Source organism: Sporosarcina sp. PTS2304 (genome assembly GCF_003351785.1).
GTDB lineage: Bacteria > Bacillota > Bacilli > Bacillales_A > Planococcaceae > Sporosarcina.
The window spans coordinates 3,248,103-3,267,189 of the sequence record NZ_CP031230.1 but is presented as its reverse complement, the minus strand read 5'-3'; the positions used below and the strand labels follow the sequence as shown (position 1 = coordinate 3,267,189).

Here is a 19,087-nt window from a genome sequence, read left to right as displayed (position 1 = left end):
TTGCGACAGGCGTTAGACAAGGAGCAGCTGACCTGGAGAGGCTTGCGGCTTCCAGACGATACGCTTTCCGGAGGGGACGCGGCGGACCGTCAAGCGCTGCGGGTTACACCTGTCGCCCTTATCCTCTCGGAGTCGATCGTCTTCCAGCTACAGCCGGACGTAGTATGTGTAAGATGGTGAACGTTTCCAAAAGTGCAACATAATAGTCCGTTTCAGGCACCAATATTTTCCTACAAGTACTGTAGATTATATAGTTCCTTTTGATTTTCATCCCTTTACAATTCGATTTTATGTTAGTACAATAGAGAGTAATAGAACCCACCACGCCTCTTTGCAATGCGGACCAAGGTGGGTCATTTTTTATATTTGGAGGAGATTTAAATTGACCTCTTCAGAAATACATATTAAAGAACCTCGAACTTACGAACAGCAGCTCGAGATTTTGCAAGAAAGAAATCTAGTTATTGACGATATGGATGATGCCATATCTTTTTTAAAAAGAGTAAGCTATTATAGATTTTCCGCGTATGGGCTCACACTTAAGCAAAATGATAACAAGGACTTATTCCTAGAAGGAGTAAGCTTTTTTCAAATGAAGATGATTTATAATTTTGATCAAAAGCTTCGAGATCTTTTGATGAATCATCTAGAACTCGTTGAAATAGAGTTTCGATCTAAAATCGCTTACCATCATTCACATCAGTTTGGAGCATTAGGTTACAAATATCCTGATAACTTTTCTTCTCCGGTAGCTCATAAAAGATTTCTCGAAGAACTGGATAAGCAAATTAATCGATCTGGAAAAGAACTTTTTGTACTTCATCACAAATCAAAATACGGAGGAGAGTTCCCTTTCTGGGTAGCAATTGAAGTTATCTCATTTGGAGAGCTATCGAAACTATTTAAAAACCTAACTGAAGAAATTAAAGGTGAAATAGTTAATGACTTTAATCTGTCTAGTTTTTACGCTGAAAGCTGGCTTCATACTCTCTCCTACATAAGAAATGTTTGTGCACATTATGGGAGAATATACGGTAAAGAATTGGCCATTAAACCAAAGGTCTTCAAGTCAAAGAGAAATAAATTCAAAGCCAACCGTATATTTACAGCCATGTTCATCTTGGCTAAACTTTTACATCGAGAAGATCGTTTAAACTTCATTACAACATTTCAAGTTTTATTAGAGGAGTATTCAGATCACATTGTTCTTAAAGAACTTGGGTTACCCGATGATTGGGAGCGTTTGTTGCTTGAACATTAAACGCAATAGTTCACCTCATTTGCAAAGAAACCAAGATAAAAAAGAATCTGTGAACGAAAAGTCCACATATTCCCTGTTGGACTTTTTTATTTGGGAAGTTACAGATTAGCTACAAAAAACACAATCCTTTGTTTCGTTATTGCGCCCGATAGCTAGATAGTGGTTTGAACCCGTTGATCTGCGCTGCAACCGGACGCTTTCTGGAGGGCGGGCGGTGAACCACACCCCTCGCTTCGCTCGCTGGGTGGTTCACCTGTCCCGCTGATCCTCCCAGAGTCGCCGGTTTCCGCTCCGATCAACTAAGTTACTACGAATAAATCATGTAACGCAATCGCGCCCGTTTACATAATATCACTGCCTATTTGAAAAAAACTTATTGCCGATCAAACCACCAATCATAGCTGATAAACCGACTACGATAATCTTTATTATAGTATTGATATTGGGGATTAAATACTCAATAAAAAGCATTACTATCAATACAAATGCACCTGTAAATAAAGCCATGCCTATACTTCCTCTGCTCAATAATAACGCCCCCATGTAGATTAATCTGGCCCGTTTGTTTAACTAAAGCCCATGGACGCAGTAGTCCACATAATAATCGTAAACGATATAATAAGCCAAACTGTATTTGCTGTCGTTTTTTCTTCATGTTTTACCTTTTTTAATATAGAAACCAAATTCAAACAGAATATAATGCACCAAATAGGCATCAACCACCATCCTATCCAATAAAAGAAAATGTATAATATATCCATATTTTATCCCCTTGAAGTTATTTGTCATTATTTAGCTAACTGACCCGATTGATGCACTGTCCTAATCACGCAAACGCACCCATTTGTGGAATGGAACTATCATTATTTCGGATTTATGATTTCAATATTTAATGCTTTTGTAGAAGCAGGTGAAGAAGTGTCTATTCCACCATCTACCCATACTGCAACTTCTTGTCCTTCTTCATAATCTTTGATATCTCCATTTTCATGCAGTGCTACCCAGGTTAAACCTTTTTGATCATCCTCAACCAAGATACTATTTTCAGAGCTATCTATTTCTACAATATTTCCCTTTATATCCATTTCGCCTTTAGCTTCTTCACCTTCGTTACTGCAAGCTACTAAAAGAAAACATAATAGGAATAGAAAAACAAAACTTTTTTTAAAAACAGCGTCATTCCACAGCTTCACGCAATTCACTCCTTTTTTATTCAACCTAAGTACATCAATATGACCCGCCTATAGAATTGCCATAAATCACTTTCACAAACGCGCCCGATTGCAACTAGAGACCAAATCGTTAATTATCCAAATCATCATCAAGCCAGGATTTCTTATTTTCCACTTGATCAGAATTTTTCTCGAGAGATTGCCCTACGACAGACCTGTTAATACCATCTTTGACAGCTTTAAAAATCACTAGATATAGAATGAACAGCCCTGCTATCCAAAGAATAATCATACCGAAAACTTGACTTGCCATTATCCATCACTCCAATTCCTGTATAACAAAATGGCCCGATTGTTTTAGAAAGGCGCAATTTGGATTTACGACAAATGCGCCCGTTTATTGCACATATTTATTGTCAGGAGATTTCGATTCGCCTTTAACAAATATCACAGAAATTAATATAATTATGCCTATAATCCCTACTATGAATTCAGCGATGTAAAAGTCAGAATCTCTTATTAAACGAATAAGAAATCCTCCACCAAAGATTATTGTCATACTCATACCAAGAATTAGAAATGCAGTTTTCATTGCTTACCCTCCAAGCATAAAATATTTCGCAAAATGGCCCGTTTGCTGAACTCGGTCAGTTATCCACCAAACTGGTATCTTGAAATTGTGACCACGCAATCAAACGGTCTATTTTATAAAAGAAAGGATCCAACGTTCGATATCATCAAAAGAGGCTACCACAGTAATTCCGAATTTTGATTCAGTCCCCATATAGGAATTAATATAGCCGGTATCCATGAAAACCGTAAACTCATACACGTTCTCGTCATGAGGATATTTCGAATAAGCAAATGAAACTCCCGGGGAAAGTACACTGAGAGTTCCTTCATTCTCTTCATCCATTTTCTTCAATTGTTCTACTAACGTATCGATATCTTCATTAATCCAAATAAAAGGATGGGAGTACTTCAAGAATCCAAACGAGAAAGTGAGTTCAAATTCAATTTCGAACAGACCGTCTTCTAGTTCTCCTATGTTTAGTACTTCATATATTACCTCAGTTTCACTGAACTCAAAACTGCTATCTTTTAATGTGTGTTTCATTGCCACTTCCCTTTCAATAGTCCCTCTGTTCAAAAAGACCGCTCATTTACATGCAAATTAGCGGTCCTTTTTTCAATTACATCTTAGGCAATGAAATGTATGACAATTGCTTTATCGCTTGTTCAATATGCTCCACTTTCTGTACAAGTGCAATTCGCACAAATCCTTCGCCTGCTGTGCCGAAAATACTACCCGGCACCATGACAACACCTACTTGTCTGATCGCTTCGAAGACAAATTCTTTATCGTCCATCGCGTATGGATACTTCGCCCAGACGAACATACCCCCTTCGGACGGGGTTGTTTCCCAGCCGAGTGATGCGAGTCCGTCCATCAACGCATGATGACGTTTGGAAAACTCCGCGCGCAGGCGATCGGTAATTTCTTCGCCATGATCAAGCGCAACGGCGGCGGCTTCTTGGATCGGACGGAATGTTCCATAGTCGAGGTTCGATTTCAGTTCACGCAGCACGTGGAGCATTTCTGCGTTGCCGACGAAATAGGCGATTCGTGCACCTGCTAGACTGAAGCTTTTGGAAAGAGAGTTGATTTCCATACCGACTTCTTTTGCGCCTGGCGTTGTCAGGAAACTTGCGGGCCGATCACCGGTGAAATAGTATTCGGAATAGGCTGCGTCGTGCAGAACGATAATTTCATACTTTTTTGCGAATGCGACAACTTCTTGGAAGAATTTTTCATTCGGCATCGCAGGCACTGGATTGCCGGGCAAGTTTATAATGAGTAGTTTCGCTTTTTTTGCGATGTCTTCCGGTACTTCATTCAGATTGGGAAGGAAGCCATTTTCTGCAAGCAACGGCATATAGTATGGGACGGCGCCTGCTAATTTGATGCCGGCATCGTACGCGACATACGCCGGGTTGGTCGTCAGAACGTAATCGCCAGGATCACAAAATGCGAGTGGCAAGTGGACGAGTCCTTCCTGCGAACCCATTGTCTGCAAGATTTCTGTTTGCGGATCGATCGTTACGCCTGTACGCCGTTTATAGTAATTTGCGACAGCCTCATGGAATCGATTCGTCCCTCCAAGTGTGTAGCCGTAGGAAGAAGATAGCGCGCTATGCTCGGACAAGGCTTGGCGTACGCGCGGGTCGGGCGGCAAATCTGGACTGCCTAGGCTTAAATCGATGATGGTAGCACCAGTTGCACGTTTTGTTTCAGCGGCTGCTTTTAAGTCACCGAAAATAGCGGGTGGAAAGATGGACATTTTTTTGGACGGTTCGAATTTCATGAAGATGCACTCCTTAGCTGTTATAGAATAGGTTGTTGATTTCATTATACCACGCAATTTTATGACTAGGAGAAAACTAGGAAAACTTTGAAGATGTTTGTTGGCTATAATTTTGGGAATACTTTCGATAACTACTACTATAGAGGAGGATCTACATGGCAGAAGACAAGTTCGAAAAACTAGATGACGAAGTGTCACCCCAGACACAAGCGAAACAACCTGGAGTAGAGGAAGACATGCATCCCACACCGATTTATGACGACCCTACTCGTAAAGGTGCAGATAAACTGAAAGGAAAAAATGCCTTAATTACGGGTGGAGATAGCGGCATCGGACGAGCAGTCGCAGTAGCATTCGCCAAAGAAGGTGCCAATGTAGCGATTGCCTATTTAGCTGACCAAGAAGACGAAGATGCCGATAAAACGTTAGAATTAATCGAGAAGTATGGTGGGAAGGCAAAGAAATTCCAAGTGGATATTAGCGTGGAAAAGAACTGTGAACAGCTCATCGATCAAGTCATCAAGGAATTTGGCGAGTTGAATATTCTTGTTAATAATGCAGGCAAACAGTTTCCGCAAGAGTCGATTGAAGATATTACTGAAGCTCAGCTAAAAGAAACGTTTGAAACCAATTTCTTCGGGTTATTTTATCTCTCTAAAATGGCGGTGTCTCGTATGAAAAAAGGAGATTGTATCGTCAACACTTCATCCATCACCGCCTATAATGGATCCCCTGGTTTGCTGGATTACTCGGCTACGAAAGGGGCGATTACCAGTTTTACGAGATCTCTCGCTTTGCAGTTGAGCGATAAAGGAATCCGGGTAAACGCTGTAGCACCCGGACCCATTTGGACTCCACTCATTCCTGCGACGTTCGATGCTGAAAAAGTGGCAGAACATGGTGCAGATACTCCGATGAAACGTCGGGGGCAACCTGTTGAAAATGCACCTGCGTATGTGTTTCTCGCTTCTGAGGATGCTAGTTATATGACGGGGCAGACGATTCATGTGGATGGAGGAGATTATGTTGGATCGTAGTTTGTGGAGTTTTTGAGTGTGGACGTGGAGGCTATGAGCGCAAACACGGACTCTATGAGCGGAAGTGCGGAGGCTATGAGCGCAAACACGGACTCTATGAGCGGAAGCGCGGAGGCTGTGAGCGCATTTACTTATACATGCACATAAAAAATGCAGGAACGGCAATGTTCACCGTTCCTGCATTTTTTGTGTTTCTCGACCATTCGCTTATTCGTCAAACGGCCACGTAGGTAACATGCGATTGAGCTTTTTATCGCTGCGTTCTCCTAGTATATACTCCGCTTGCATGATCGTGTGGATTTCTCGAGTTCCTTCGTAAATTACGGGAGCTTTGGAGTTTCGTAAGTAGCGCGCGACTGGGAAATCGTCTGAATAGCCGTACGCTCCATGTATTTGCACTGCGTCGTCTGCTGCTTGGTTGGCGAAATCACATGCCTGCCATTTCGCTAAAGACGTTTCGCGCGTGTTGCGAATTCCTTTATTTTTCAATTCGCCCGCTCGATAGACGAGAAGTCGGCTCATTTGGTAGCCTGCTTCCATTTTTGCGAGCATTTGCTGAACGAGTTGGTGATCGCCGATTTTCTTTCCGAACGTTTCACGTGTTTTCGCGTAGTCTATACTTGCTTCAAGACAGGCATTCAACAAACCGACCGCACCCGCAGCTACAGTGAATCTTCCATTATCGAGTGCCGCCATCGCAATTTTAAATCCTTCGCCTTCTTCTCCGACTAAGTTCGCGACAGGTACGCGCACGTCTTCAAAAAACAATTCTCCTGTATTGCCTGAACGAATGCCATACTTTCCTTTAATTGCTTTTGATGAAAAGCCTGGCATCGTACGCTCTACGATAAACGCGCTAATGCCGTGGTGTTTCTTTGATTTGTCGGTATAGGCAAAGACGAGGAAATGATCTGCAAAATCACATAATGAAATCCACGTCTTCTGCCCGTTTATGACATACTCTTCTCCGTCACGCACTGCAGTCGTCTGGATTGCCGATACGTCAGACCCGGCGCCAGGCTCAGTTAATCCAAACGCTCCAACCTTCTCGCCTTTCGCTTGCGGCACTAAGTATCGTTGTTTCTGCTCTTCTGTTCCCCACTGCATCAATGTCATCGAATTCAGTCCGATATGAACGGAAACCGCTGTACGGAACGCGGTGTCGCCACGTTCCAACTCCTCACATAATATGGCCAATGAATTATAATCCATTCCACTACCGCCATATTTCTCAGGAATACAAATCCCCATAAAACCTAATTCTGCAAGTCGTTTCCAAATGGCCGGGTCGAAACTTCCTTGCGCATCCCAATCTGCAATATGGGGCATGATTTCAGTATCAACGAATTGTCTAGCTGTTTTTCGCAACATGTTTTGTTCATCTGTAAATGTAAAGTCCATTTTTTACGTCCTCCTTTACAATATACCTTCTACTCATACGTTACTTTTACCGCAAGAGAAAGCAACGGCAATCTATAGACACGGTTGCAGAGTGTTTGGTAAAACGTACGAAATTGCTGTTCGTTCAATTCTGGCAGTTCCTGACTAGTCATTAGCAATAACGGATGACCGAAATTCGATAACTTCACGCCATTTTTCAAATGCAATCCGTTGCGCTCATAAAAGGCGATGCGACGATGACTAATCAAAGCATCTTCATCATTTTTCGCATGCTCGGGATCTTCTACTTCCAGCAATAAGCCCGCGGGAAACGATGCATTCAACCGTTCGAGCAATAAACCGCCTAAACCGTGTGAACGATAGGACGGATTAATCGCCAAATAAATGATATGGATTCCTTCATAGTCGGGAACGTACTGATAGATCGCATATCCGAATTCTTCCATGCCATCTGTTAGAAGTACAGCGTGGAGTATCCCTTTTTTCATCGCTGAACGCATCATGAAACGTGGAATATGCGCGAACCTCCCGAAGTCCCGTGTGACCTGAGAAAATAGCGGTTCTACTCCGTTACTTTCCGGCGCGAGCGGCTGGAGGAATAACTTCGTCTGATCTAGTTGTTTGTCCATCTATATTCACTACTCTCTGCTGTCGGTTGTTACGATTCCTCGATTCGGACACCGCGTGCTTTCATTTCTTCTATATAGAGACCCCCCGGCACGATATGTTCGGGTGGATAGGCTCCGCGTTTCGTAATGACTTCGTTGCCGATCATTTGCGCGACTACGGAAATCGTATTAGCCGTCGCACGTGCCATCGCTGTTTCATTGATTGTTTGGTCTTTTTCCGTAATCATATTGAATGTAATTTCTTTTGGCTGTCCGTCTTTTATGCCACTGACGATGACACGCAATAAGACCGCGTCTGGTTTGTTTCCTAGACGCAATTGCGGTGTCAGATGTTCCAGCATGACGTCACGTACACGCAACGGTTTGCCGTCTACTTGAATAGTGGATTCCCTTGACAATAAGCCTAAGTCGACTAATACTTTCATCTTTTCTGCATGTCCCGGATAACGAATCGTCTTGTATTCCAGCGTCTCGATGGCAGGGAACGACTCCAGCAATGTCGACGTGCCGCCTGATGTATGGAACGCTTCCATTGTGCCGTAGCCATCGAATTCTAGAAGCTCCACTTCAGATAATGAAGGCAGTTCCACGACTTCTCCGTTACGAATGACACGGGAAGTATCTGTATAATGATCGAATAATCCTTCCAATGAAAAGACCAAATTGTAGTTCAGCGGAGGTTCTGGATGAACAGGAACGCCCCCTACATACAGCTTGATAGATTCAGTCGTATCCAGTGTAGAGGCACCGTACCCCGCTAAAATATTGATCATGCCAGGCGCTACGCCCAAATCCGGAATGAGCGTGACACCTCGTTCCACTGCTTGTTCATGAAGAGCGAGTACTTTATCTGTCGCTCCGCCGATATGACCGCCGAGATCTACGACATGAACCCCTCGCTCAACGGCTAAGCGAGCGACTTTTTCATTGAATGTGTAAAATAGTGCGTTAACTACAATATCCCCAAGTCCTATGACGTCACTCAATTGCACATCGTTCCTAGCATCCAGCAAGAGTATATCGAGCTTGTCGGAAAGTAATTGCTCTGCGAAATCTTCCGCTTGCCTAATCGCCCGGTCCGCCAAATAGACTTTCTTCACTTCATCGTGCTTGACTAAATCTCGAACGACTTCTTTTCCCATTAATCCTGCGCCTAATACGACAACTCTCATCTGCTCATCCCTTCTTCCTGTAAGTCACTCCGTATCGATTTGGGCACGCTGCAATTTCCCGCTGTAATCGATGTAAATGCTTTTCCATTCCGTAAAGACATCGAGCGCTGCCACTCCTGAGTCACGGTGTCCATTCCCTGTACCTTTTGTTCCGCCAAACGGCAAATGAATTTCCGCTCCCGTCGTTCCAGCGTTAATATAGACAATACCTGTATCGAGATCTCTTTGCGCACGGAATACGTTATTGACGTCTTGCGAGAAGATCGAACTCGACAGGCCATACGCTACACTGTTGTTCACTTCAATTGCTTCATCCAAACTGCTCACCGTAATGAGCGACACGACCGGACCGAAAATTTCTTCCTGTGCCAAACGACTATCCCATGCTACATCTGTAAACAGTGTTGGTTCGAAATAATGACCATTGGCGAATGCTCCTTCATTCAGCACGCGACCGCCTGCTACTAGTTTCGCACCTTCTTGCTTGCCAATTTCTATATAACTCTCAATCTTTTCAAGCGCTTTCGCATTGATGACGGGTCCTACTTTCACTGATTCATCCAGTCCGTCACCCATCGTCAAATCTTTCATACTTTCTATCAATCGTTCTTCTAGCTGTTCTTTAACCGCTTCGTGAACGATGACCCGACTACACGCTGTACAACGCTGGCCCGCAGTTCCGAACGCGCTCCACAAAATCCCTTCCACAGCCAATTCCAGGTCTGCGTCATCCAATACGATGACCGCATTCTTTCCACCCATTTCCAATGAAACTTTTTTCAAATGACGACCTCCGAGCTCCGCCACCTGACGTCCTGTTTCCGTCGAGCCGGTAAAGGAAATAACACGCACATCTGGATGTTCAATGAGTGCCGTCCCAACATCTGCACCTGAACCGAAGACAATATTCGCTACCCCTTTCGGCAGTCCTACTTCTTCAAAGATCAATGACATTTCATACGCCATGAGTGGAGTTTCTGTTGCTGGTTTCCAAATAAATGTATTGCCAGCCACAATTGCCGGGAATGATTTCCACGTGGCGATCGCAATCGGAAAGTTCCACGGTGTGATTAAGCCGACGACACCGATTGGCGCACGCACACTCATCGCGAATTTATCTTGTAACTCAGAAGGCACAGTTTCTCCAAATAGCCGACGCCCTTCGCCTGCCATATAAAATGCCATGTCGATTCCTTCTTGCACTTCGCCGCGCGCTTCTTCTATTACTTTACCCATTTCTTTCGTCAGTACTTGCGCCAAGTGTTCTTTTTTTTCTTTCATAAGACGGCCAATGTCGTATAGGTAATCCGCACGTTTCGGCGCCGGTACCAATGTCCATTTCTTCTGCGCCTTCTTCGCTGCCGCTACGGCTTGTTGTACGTCTTGTTCTGTGGATAGCGGTACTTGTGCGAGTTCTTCTCCGTTCGCTGGGTTTCGTACGGCGGTATAATTCGCCGCCTCTTTTTGCCATGTACCGTCGATGTAGTTGGTAAGTTTCATTTTTCCTGCCCCTTTCAACTATAAGTAGTTTTTCGTTTCTTGCTTCTATTAGAGTTGTTCGACAATGTACTATAGTATTCCTTTATTGTGCGAGTTATTCCGATGGATCTTGTTCGTTCATGAAAGTAGGGGGCTGAATGGAGTAAGGCTGATTGGGAGTGTTTTGCGGCTTGCGCTTCCAGACGATACGCTTTCCGGAGGGGACGCGGTGGACCTCGCAAAAGTGCGTTGCGAGTTACACCTGTCAAGTGCAAAGATGTGCTCCTTCTCGCTGCGCTTCACTCGCAAAAGCCGTCCTTCGCAACGGCTTTTCCTGAACCTCCCGGAGTCGATCGTCTGTAAGCTCCAGCCGGACTTTGTGTGTGCAAGACAGTTTGATCACTCTTTGTAGATAGTGAAAACCAAGTAGAGTTGTCTGATACAATCTGGCCGCTTTTGAATTTAGATAGCGGTGAAGTGTTGCTAGCTACTATGACTGTTTCGATGAACTGAGTGGAAAAAGAAATGACTACATATGCATTCAGCCAGGCAATACAAAGCTCACCCATACTGTTCAGGAAGCGTAACTTACCCTACTCCTCTTTCTGGCCGAACACGAACTGACATCCCGACACAAACTCAAGGATTCTCCCGGAAGAACCGGCGACTCCTGGAGGATCAGGACGACAGGCGTAATCGCCAATGCACTTTTGGCGAGTCCGCCGCGTCCCCTCAGGAAAGCGTCCGGTTCTGTAGGGAGAATCCTAGCACGTCTACTCATTTTCTACACTGCAAAGGAGAAGTCACTTACCCCACTCCAACTTCTGGCCGAACACGAACTGACATCCCGACACAAACTCAAGGATTCTCCCGGAAGAACCGGCGACTCCTGGAGGATCAGGACGACAGGCGTAATCGCCAATGCACTTTTGGCGAGTCCGCCGCGTCCCCTCAGGAAAGCGTCCGGTTCTGTAGGGAGAATCCTAGCACGTATACTCATTTTCTACACTGCAAAGGAGAAGTCACTTACCCCACTCCAACTTCTGGCCGAACACGAACTGACATCCCGACACAAACTCAAGGATTCTCCCGGAAGAACCGGCGACTCCTGGAGGATCAGGACGACAGGCGTAATCGCCACGCACTTTTGGCGAGTCCGCCGCGTCCCCTCAGGAAAGCGTCCGGTTCTGTAGGGAGAATCCTAGCACGTATACTCATTTTCTACACTGCAAAGGAGAAGTCACTTACCCCACTCCAACTTCTGGCCGAACACGAACTGACATCCCGACACAAACTCAAGGATTCTCCCGGAAGAACCGGCGACTCCTGGAGGATCAGGACGACAGGCGTAATCGCCACGCACTTTTGGCGAGTCCGCCGCGTCCCCTCAGGAAAGCGTCCGGTTCTGTAGGGAGAATCCTAGCACGTATACTCATTTTCTACACTGCAAAGGAGAAGTCACTTACCCCACTCCAACTTCTGGCCGAACACGAACTGACTTCCCGACACAAACTCAAGGATTCTCCCGGAAGAACCGGCGACTCCTAGAGGTTCAGGGAAAGCCGTGGCGAAGGACGGCTTTTGCGAGTGAAGCGCAGCGAGAAGGAGCACATTTTAGCACTTGACAGGCGTAATCGCCAACGCACTTCTGGCGAGTCCGCCGCGCCCCCTCAGGAAAGCGTCCGGTTCTGCAGGGAGAATCCTCACACGTACACAACTTTTCTGCACCGCACTGGAGAAGTCACTTACCCCACTCCAACTTCAGGACAAACACGAAAAAGCCACCGCAACGAGTCGAACAGACGACCCGCCGCAATGGCGTAGAACTTACAACATAAACCAAATATAATACGCTTCCTCAGGAGTCCCTGGCTTCACCGACGCACTCTTCGGATACGGCATCTTCTCCGCGCCGGCATGGATCAACGCACCGACATACGGATTTAAACGCTCCGCCTTCTTGAAAAACTCCGCACTGCGACTCGACTCCCCTTGCGTCGCGTCCATCTCAATCAACCACGCCAAATAATGATACGCGGCATCCTCTTGGGAAATCTCTGCACACGCCTCATGGACTTGCTTCGCCTGCTCGATCTCATCCTGAAAAATCAACGAAGAAATCGCCAAGTAGCGAGCACCCTGATGATCATAAAGATCCAAAGTTAACAACCGCATGAAAATCTCGCTCGACTCCACATAGCGCTCATTACTATACAACCACACACCATAGCTCAACAAACTGCGTAAATACGGACGATTTGGCGCAAAAGCCCACGCATCCTCCGCCTGATTATCAAACTGCTTTTCGCCGGAAAAAACCGCCTGCTTGTACAACTTTTCCTTTTCTTCCGGTGAATCTGTATATTCCGCTTGCAACAGCAATGCATCCACATTCGTCGGGTCTGCACCGAATGCTTGTTGCGCGAAGTCGTGGCGTTGTTCAACCGTTTCCGCATGAAATGCCATATAACATAACATTTGAGCTTCTTGTTGCTGGTTTTCCGGTTCGAATGGTTGTTGGATCGCCTGTTGAATGAAAGCTTGTGCTTCTTCTAGCGTCTCGAAATTATGCTTGGACGACAGCATATGGATTTGCCAATTCGTCTGCTCCGTCGGTCGAGGATCTGTCCCTACGTAATACGCGACACCCGCAGTGCCTTCATTCATCATCTCTTCCAATTCCTCAATCTTATCCATTAATGCATCTGTGTGCTTTTTATATGATGACGTAGACACGCCAAACATCGTACTAATTTCCTTTTGTGTATACGTGTTCATCATCATGTCCAAATCTACAGCCAGTTGGAACGCAGCCGCCGCCAGCACCTCAGGCTTACGGAATCTCGGTTGCTGATCTGTGAAGTAATAAGCCATCAATGAAAGCAACATTTCATAGGCGCCTGGATACATCTCTTCACATTCCAATTTTTCATCCAACAATTCCACCACTTCTCGCTGAAGAGGCGTAAAGTTTTGCTCGACTACGTCCGTCAACGTTTGGGCATCTAATTTACACACAAACTCATAGATGTCGACAAGATGCTTTTTGAAAAACTCGAAACTATTATTTTCAGCGCCTGTCTCAGCTAACTTTTGAACTTGTGCGACCAACTCTTTGCTCATGTGCTCATTCACTGCAATGGCAGAAATCGGCATGACATGACGCTCTTCATTGCGCCATTCTTCTAGCACAATGGCTAACACTGCCTGGATATCACTCGGCTCTCCCGGTTCTTTAGCCAATACATATTCACCGTCTCCGAGAATTTCCTTCATTCGGTACACTTGATCATCTGATGATACCACTTCCGCAAAAGTGATGAACGAATTTTGCCAGCTCTTCAGTAGTTGCCGCACCGCTTTATTTTGCGTACGGTTCAGCGCTTTCACTAAATGACGGCGCCATAAATCTTTTCGGACGATGAAGAAATAATAGTCGCTTACATTCGTGACTAATTCCTCTTCCTCCATCCAGTCGCCTAGACGTCCGCCCCACTCTTTCAATAACGTTTCCAGTTCTTGCACTTCTGCAGGAGCTAGAGACGTTTCGTAATAGCTGTTCAAGACATTTTTCAGTTCTATTTGAATTTGATTCGTTCCTGTTTCATTTGTCTTACCGCAACAGTCCTGTACGATTTCACCGCTTCCACATGGACATTTTTCAAAATTCCCTATCACATCGAACACAACCTTTTCTTTTTACTATAACACAAAAAAAAGAAGCTCCGCATGCGTTGAGGCACACGGAGCTTTCAATTCTATTTTTCCGATTGTTTCAACTCTTCCGTTAGAGGAGCAAACTTCGGCGGAACGACCCGTTTGATGAAAAGCGCTAGCAGTAAAGCGCCGACTGTAATGAGTGTCGAGATGAAGAATGCATGATTCACTCCGTCGAGCATAGCAATTCGACCAATTTCTTCTTTGGAGATTGAATTAGCCGCTCCTGACGCGACCATTTCCGCAGCTGACTTCTCTAAGCGATTAGTCATAATGGTTAGCAACAATGCAGAACCAATCGCTCCAGACACTTGTTGCAACGTATTATTCATCGCTGTTCCATGCGGATTGGACTTCATGGGCAATGAATTCATACCATTCGTCATAATCGGCATCGTCACCATAGACAAGCCGAACATCCGAATCGTGTAGATCATCATCAAGTAATAATACCCCGTATCCAGTTGCAAGCGGCTGAGATAATACGTAGTGATCGCCGAGATGCTCAAGCCGGTGTAAGCTAATGCACGCGGTCCGTATTTATCGAAAAGCTTACCGGTAATCGGCGACATGATTCCCATGACGACTGCACCAGGTAGCATGAGCAAGCCTGCGTGGAATGGAGAAATTCCCCGAACACTTTGGACGTATAAAGGAGTTAAAATCATTCCTGAAAACATAGCAATGGATAGAACAATTGAAATAATAGAGGCGAGAGCGAACATCGGGTGCTTATATATTTTAAAATCGAGCATCGGTTCTTTCATATTCAATTGTTTCACGACGAATATAATTAATGCGAGCGTCCCCACCGCAATCGTTCCGTATACTTCCACCGCATTCCAGCCTTTTTCACCTGCAGAACTGAAGCCGTACAGCAAGCCACCAAAACCTATGCTCGAAAGGATGAGTGACAGTACATCCAATTTCACATCACGATTTGGAGTAATATTCTTCATTTTGAAAATCGCAATAACAATCGTTGCCAACGCGATCGGTAAGACGATGACGAATAACGTACGCCATGAATAATGTTCAACGACCCAACCTGACAATGTCGGACCGATGGCAGGTGCAGTGAACATGACCAAGCCGAACATCCCAAGCGCTGTCCCGCGTTTCTCGATCGGGAATGCCGTCAACATTACATTCATCAGTAAAGGCATCATCAACGCAGAACCACTCGCTTGAATCATGCGCGCCACTATCAATAAGTTAAAAGTAGGCGCCACAATTGCTAAAAACGTCCCTAACGAAAACAATACCATAGCCGTTAAGAAGATCTTTTTATTTGTAAACTTTTGTATAAAAAACGCACTAGCAGGAATTAAAATCCCATTCACTAACATAAATCCAGTAGTCAGCCACTGAACGTCTGACGGTCTGATAGAAAATTCATTCATAATGACAGGTAGTGCAATATTCAGTAATGTATTGTTCAAAATGGCCACAAAAGCCCCGATAAACAAAATCGCAATGACCCCATAAGGAGGGTTTTCGTGCATTTTTTTAATATCTAATGTTTCTTCCATAATATCCTCCTGTAAACTTATAAATATGAGCAGAAACTTATTTTATACCTATAGTCTAATTAATTCAACTAAAAAATATCGGAGGTCAAAATTAGTTGATATAAAAGCTTTTTCGAGTTACTATACTAGATATACCGTTAGTATAAACAATTCAAATAGATACAGGTGATAGACTATGAATGATCGAAAAAAACAAGTGTTGCTAACTGCCAAACAGCTATTTATCGACAATGGCTTCCAAGCGACTTCTATACAAGACATCCTAGATGAAGCCCATATCTCAAAAGGAACATTTTACAATTACTTTTCATCCAAAAATGAATGTTTGATGGCTATTTTACGAGATGCGTACTATGTATCCTTCCTGCGTCGCAATGAATTAGCAATCGGCAAGGATTTGACTGATATCGAGTTGCTTTCCGAACAGATCCATATCCGTTTGTCGATGAATCGGCAACAAAACTTATTGCCACTTTTTGAGACTGTCGTTCATTCTCCAGACGATGAGTTGCGAGAGTTCGTTCGGCAGATGCACTTTAGAGAGTTGGCGTGGATAGCCAAACGGTTGAGCGATATTTATGGCGAGGACATCAAAGCATATGCATTCGATTGCGCTTCGTTGCTCGTCGGTTTTATCCAACATTCCTTGAATATCATGAAAAGTTCGAGTGCGGAAGAGATCAATACGAAACAACTCGTCACATTCGTCATGCAGCGAATGGAAGTAGTGATTCCCGATATGATCGAGCGCCAATCGTCTTTCTTGCCGCTAGATACAGTGGAGAATATTTTGACAAGCGCGGAGATGCATCCTTTGACACAAGAAGTACTAATAGAAAAGCTGCAACTGTTCAGTCAAGACATACCGAACACTAACGGAAAGCAATATGCATTGTTTTTATTGGAGGAACTTTCTACTGACAGCCCACGTACGTATTTGCTCGAATCCGTCGTTCGCTCGTTCCGCCAAGCATTCGAAGGTACGGAATGGCAGTTACAAGCGATTGAACTATCCGCTGCGATGTGGTTATTCATCGACAAGACAGAATAAAAGAGGCTGGAACATGACGAATCCACTTCTCTGCGCTTCTGTGGGGTCTCTTGCGCTAAACCTCACAGGAAAAGTCGTTGCAAAGTAGGGCTTTCACGGGCATAAGCGACGTATTGAGAGCATATCTTTGCTTGTCTGTATTTTTCCGCTCGGGTACACTCTGATGTTTCAAAAGATAATTACTAATGGCTACACAAAAAAGCGTAAAGGATGAAGTGTCCTTTACGCTTTCTGCAAGGTATGTCCCGGCCTCTTTCTTGCGCGGTTTTACATATCTACTTTATTTCATCACCTGATGGTTCGGTTCTTCTCCTTTAGCAAATGCGAGAAGTGCTTTTTGGTTGAGACTGATCATCGCTAACCGCGTTTTAATCGTTGCACTTCCGATGTGTGGGAGCACAGTTATATTCGGTAACGTCAATAATGGCGAATCCATCGGCAACGGTTCTATCTCAAATACATCTAAGCCCGCCGCTCGTATAGTATGTGATTGCAACGCCTTAAATAGCGCTGTTTCATCGACAATTCCGCCACGTGATACATTGACTAAAATTGCAGTCTCTTTCATCATGCCTATCTCTTCGGCACCGATAATGCCTTTTGTTTCCTCGCTAAACGGTACGAGCACAAGCACAAAATCAGAGTTCGAAAGTAATGTTTCAAGAGTAGCATACCTACAGCCATGCATGTCTTCCACTCCCGGCTTCCTTCTGCGATTGTGATAGAGCACGTTCATATTAAACGCTTTTGCCCGGCGCATCACCGCTTCCCCGATACGCCCCATCCCAATAATGCCAAGCGTCGATCCATAAACGTCTACTCCCGTGAAGCCGAGTGGCTCCCACGAAGTCCATTTACCTGCACGCATCGCTTTTTCCGCACCCATCATATCGCGTGCCGTGGCCATCAATAATGCGAATGCCAAATCGGCTGTCGTCTCTGTCAGCACATCCGGCGTGTTCGTGACAATAATTCCACGTGCTCGCGCTTCTTCCACTAAAATATGATTGTAGCCGACCGCCATATTGACGATGATTTTCAACTCAGGAGCTGCGTCCAGCACTTCTTGATCGATTCGATCTGAAATAACGACCCACAATGCAGTGGCAGTGGCGACTTTTTCCAGCAAAACCTCTCGTGGCACCGCTTCACTTGTAGATGGCCACATATCCACTTCATAAAACTCACGAAGAGGCGCCACCATTTCTTCGGGCATCTCCCGGCAAATATACAATATAGGTTTCACTTTATTCGCTCCTTCACCCGCCAATATAGTTCATATCAATTTTCTTTCGGTTTTTCACCGTCTGCTCAGTCCGTTCATCAGAATAGCGGTCTGTACGCCCTCTCCACACAGTGGCGATTTCTTCGTATAATTCTTCATCTGTCTTGCCCGAACGAAGTAATTCACGAATATCAAAGCCTTCCGATGCGAATAAACAAGTATACAATTTCCCTTCAGAAGACAAACGAGATCTCGTACAAGTAGAACAAAACGATTCCGATACCGACGTGATGAACCCTACTTCTGCATCGCTGTCCTTGTAGCGGTATCGTTTGGCGACTTCTCCGTAGTATTCTTCTTCCGCCGGTTCCATCTCATACACTTCTGATAGCATCTCATAAATTTCTTTCTTCGTTACGACTTTCTCAAAACTCCAGCCGTTGTCATTGCCGACATCCATGAATTCAATGTAACGTAATGTGATCCCGCGCTCTTTAAAATATGCTGCCATCGGGAGGATTTCGCTTTCATTGACACCTTTTTGCACGACCATATTCACTTTAATCGTAAAGCCAATGTCTTGTGCTTTTGCAATATTTTTCAGAACGAGTTCAGGTGAAATGCCACGGCCATTGATCTGACCGAATAGTTTCGCATCGAGCGCATCCAAACTAATATTCAAGCGGCGCAACCCGGCATCGTAGAGCGACTGCGCATATTGTCCGAGCAGAACGGCATTCGTCGTCAATCCGATGTCTTCAATTCCTTCGATGTCGTGTAGCTTCTGGATCAACTCCGGCAAATTACGTCGCATTAGCGGTTCTCCACCCGTCAGACGCAGCTTTTTCACACCCAATTTTGCGAATATGCGTGCCAGGCGTTCCAGTTCTTCAAATGACAGCAACTCATTTTTCGCCAAAAACATAAAGTCATCACCGAATATTTCCTTCGGCATGCAGTACGTACAGCGAAAATTGCAACGGTCTGTCACCGAAATCCGCAAATCCCGAATCGGCCGTCCCAGTTGATCAACGATGGCGTCCAT

The 19,087-nt window shown here is 44.8% G+C and carries 18 protein-coding genes; 3 read left to right on the top strand and 15 right to left on the bottom strand.

Annotated features, from left to right (window positions below; all coding sequences use genetic code 11):
• Positions 1 to 382: 382 nt before the first annotated feature.
• On the top strand, positions 383 to 1,261 hold the full coding sequence (locus tag DV702_RS15685; RefSeq protein WP_114925598.1) for an Abi family protein: 879 nt from the start codon (positions 383 to 385) through the stop codon (positions 1,259 to 1,261).
• Positions 1,262 to 1,612: 351 nt separating this feature from the next.
• On the opposite strand, the gene DV702_RS16945 is transcribed toward DV702_RS15685, so the two are convergent.
• The 7 genes from DV702_RS16945 to DV702_RS15655 form a co-directional block, all read right to left on the bottom strand.
• A complete protein-coding gene (locus tag DV702_RS16945) occupies positions 1,613 to 1,768 on the bottom strand; it encodes a hypothetical protein (protein ID WP_162805671.1) in 156 nt (51 codons plus the stop codon).
• A 59-nt stretch (positions 1,769 to 1,827) separates the two neighbouring features.
• Entirely contained in the window at positions 1,828 to 2,022 is a 195-nt protein-coding gene (locus DV702_RS15680; protein ID WP_114925597.1) for a hypothetical protein, read from the bottom strand.
• Between the two features lie 102 nt (positions 2,023 to 2,124).
• Complete coding sequence (locus tag DV702_RS15675) at positions 2,125 to 2,454, bottom strand: DUF3221 domain-containing protein (protein WP_114925391.1); 330 nt, start codon at positions 2,452 to 2,454, stop codon at positions 2,125 to 2,127.
• Positions 2,455 to 2,563: 109 nt separating this feature from the next.
• On the bottom strand, positions 2,564 to 2,746 hold the full coding sequence (locus tag DV702_RS15670) for a hypothetical protein (RefSeq protein ID WP_114925596.1): 183 nt from the start codon (positions 2,744 to 2,746) through the stop codon (positions 2,564 to 2,566).
• An 84-nt stretch (positions 2,747 to 2,830) separates the two neighbouring features.
• Positions 2,831 to 3,025 (bottom strand): hypothetical protein, encoded by a 195-nt coding sequence (locus DV702_RS15665; RefSeq protein WP_114925595.1) that lies wholly within the window; start codon positions 3,023 to 3,025, stop codon positions 2,831 to 2,833.
• Positions 3,026 to 3,133: 108 nt separating this feature from the next.
• Positions 3,134 to 3,550, bottom strand: coding sequence for a hypothetical protein (locus DV702_RS15660; protein ID WP_114925594.1), 417 nt, complete (start codon positions 3,548 to 3,550; stop codon positions 3,134 to 3,136).
• A gap of 76 nt (positions 3,551 to 3,626) precedes the next feature.
• Positions 3,627 to 4,799, bottom strand: a complete 1,173-nt coding sequence (locus DV702_RS15655) for an aminotransferase class I/II-fold pyridoxal phosphate-dependent enzyme (protein ID WP_114925593.1) — start codon at positions 4,797 to 4,799, stop codon at positions 3,627 to 3,629.
• A gap of 155 nt (positions 4,800 to 4,954) precedes the next feature.
• Here DV702_RS15655 and DV702_RS15650 point away from each other — a divergent pair, with 155 nt between their 5' ends.
• Positions 4,955 to 5,836 carry a glucose 1-dehydrogenase gene (locus DV702_RS15650; RefSeq protein ID WP_114925592.1) on the top strand — a complete coding sequence of 294 codons (882 nt, stop codon included), beginning with the start codon at positions 4,955 to 4,957 and terminating at the stop codon, positions 5,834 to 5,836.
• Positions 5,837 to 6,043: 207 nt separating this feature from the next.
• Here DV702_RS15650 and DV702_RS15645 read toward each other — a convergent pair whose 3' ends face one another.
• From DV702_RS15645 to DV702_RS15610, 6 genes are all read right to left on the bottom strand, one after another.
• The gene (locus tag DV702_RS15645) at positions 6,044 to 7,237 is read right to left on the bottom strand and encodes an acyl-CoA dehydrogenase family protein (RefSeq protein WP_114925591.1); all 1,194 of its coding nucleotides are present in this window, start codon (positions 7,235 to 7,237) and stop codon (positions 6,044 to 6,046) included.
• Positions 7,238 to 7,266: 29 nt separating this feature from the next.
• Positions 7,267 to 7,866, bottom strand: a complete 600-nt coding sequence (locus tag DV702_RS15640) for a GNAT family N-acetyltransferase (protein WP_114925590.1) — start codon at positions 7,864 to 7,866, stop codon at positions 7,267 to 7,269.
• Positions 7,867 to 7,895: 29 nt separating this feature from the next.
• Positions 7,896 to 9,038 carry a saccharopine dehydrogenase family protein gene (locus tag DV702_RS15635; RefSeq protein ID WP_114925589.1) on the bottom strand — a complete coding sequence of 381 codons (1,143 nt, stop codon included), beginning with the start codon at positions 9,036 to 9,038 and terminating at the stop codon, positions 7,896 to 7,898.
• Between the two features lie 24 nt (positions 9,039 to 9,062).
• Positions 9,063 to 10,538 (bottom strand): aldehyde dehydrogenase family protein, encoded by a 1,476-nt coding sequence (locus DV702_RS15630; RefSeq protein WP_114925588.1) that lies wholly within the window; start codon positions 10,536 to 10,538, stop codon positions 9,063 to 9,065.
• A gap of 1,806 nt (positions 10,539 to 12,344) precedes the next feature.
• Complete coding sequence (locus DV702_RS15615; RefSeq protein ID WP_114925585.1) at positions 12,345 to 14,195, bottom strand: hypothetical protein; 1,851 nt, start codon at positions 14,193 to 14,195, stop codon at positions 12,345 to 12,347.
• Between the two features lie 80 nt (positions 14,196 to 14,275).
• The gene (locus tag DV702_RS15610) at positions 14,276 to 15,766 is read right to left on the bottom strand and encodes a DHA2 family efflux MFS transporter permease subunit (RefSeq protein ID WP_114925584.1); all 1,491 of its coding nucleotides are present in this window, start codon (positions 15,764 to 15,766) and stop codon (positions 14,276 to 14,278) included.
• A gap of 175 nt (positions 15,767 to 15,941) precedes the next feature.
• Between DV702_RS15610 and DV702_RS15605 the strand changes: the two genes are divergently transcribed.
• Positions 15,942 to 16,817 (top strand): TetR/AcrR family transcriptional regulator, encoded by an 876-nt coding sequence (locus DV702_RS15605; protein WP_114925583.1) that lies wholly within the window; start codon positions 15,942 to 15,944, stop codon positions 16,815 to 16,817.
• 280 nt (positions 16,818 to 17,097) lie between these two features.
• Here the strand turns inward: DV702_RS15605 and DV702_RS15600 are convergent, their stop codons facing one another.
• Both DV702_RS15600 and moaA read right to left on the bottom strand, forming a co-directional pair.
• On the bottom strand, positions 17,098 to 18,063 hold the full coding sequence (locus tag DV702_RS15600; protein ID WP_114925582.1) for a 2-hydroxyacid dehydrogenase: 966 nt from the start codon (positions 18,061 to 18,063) through the stop codon (positions 17,098 to 17,100).
• Positions 18,064 to 18,076: 13 nt separating this feature from the next.
• Positions 18,077 to 19,087, bottom strand: coding sequence for a GTP 3',8-cyclase MoaA (gene moaA, locus DV702_RS15595; protein WP_114925581.1), 1,011 nt, complete (start codon positions 19,085 to 19,087; stop codon positions 18,077 to 18,079).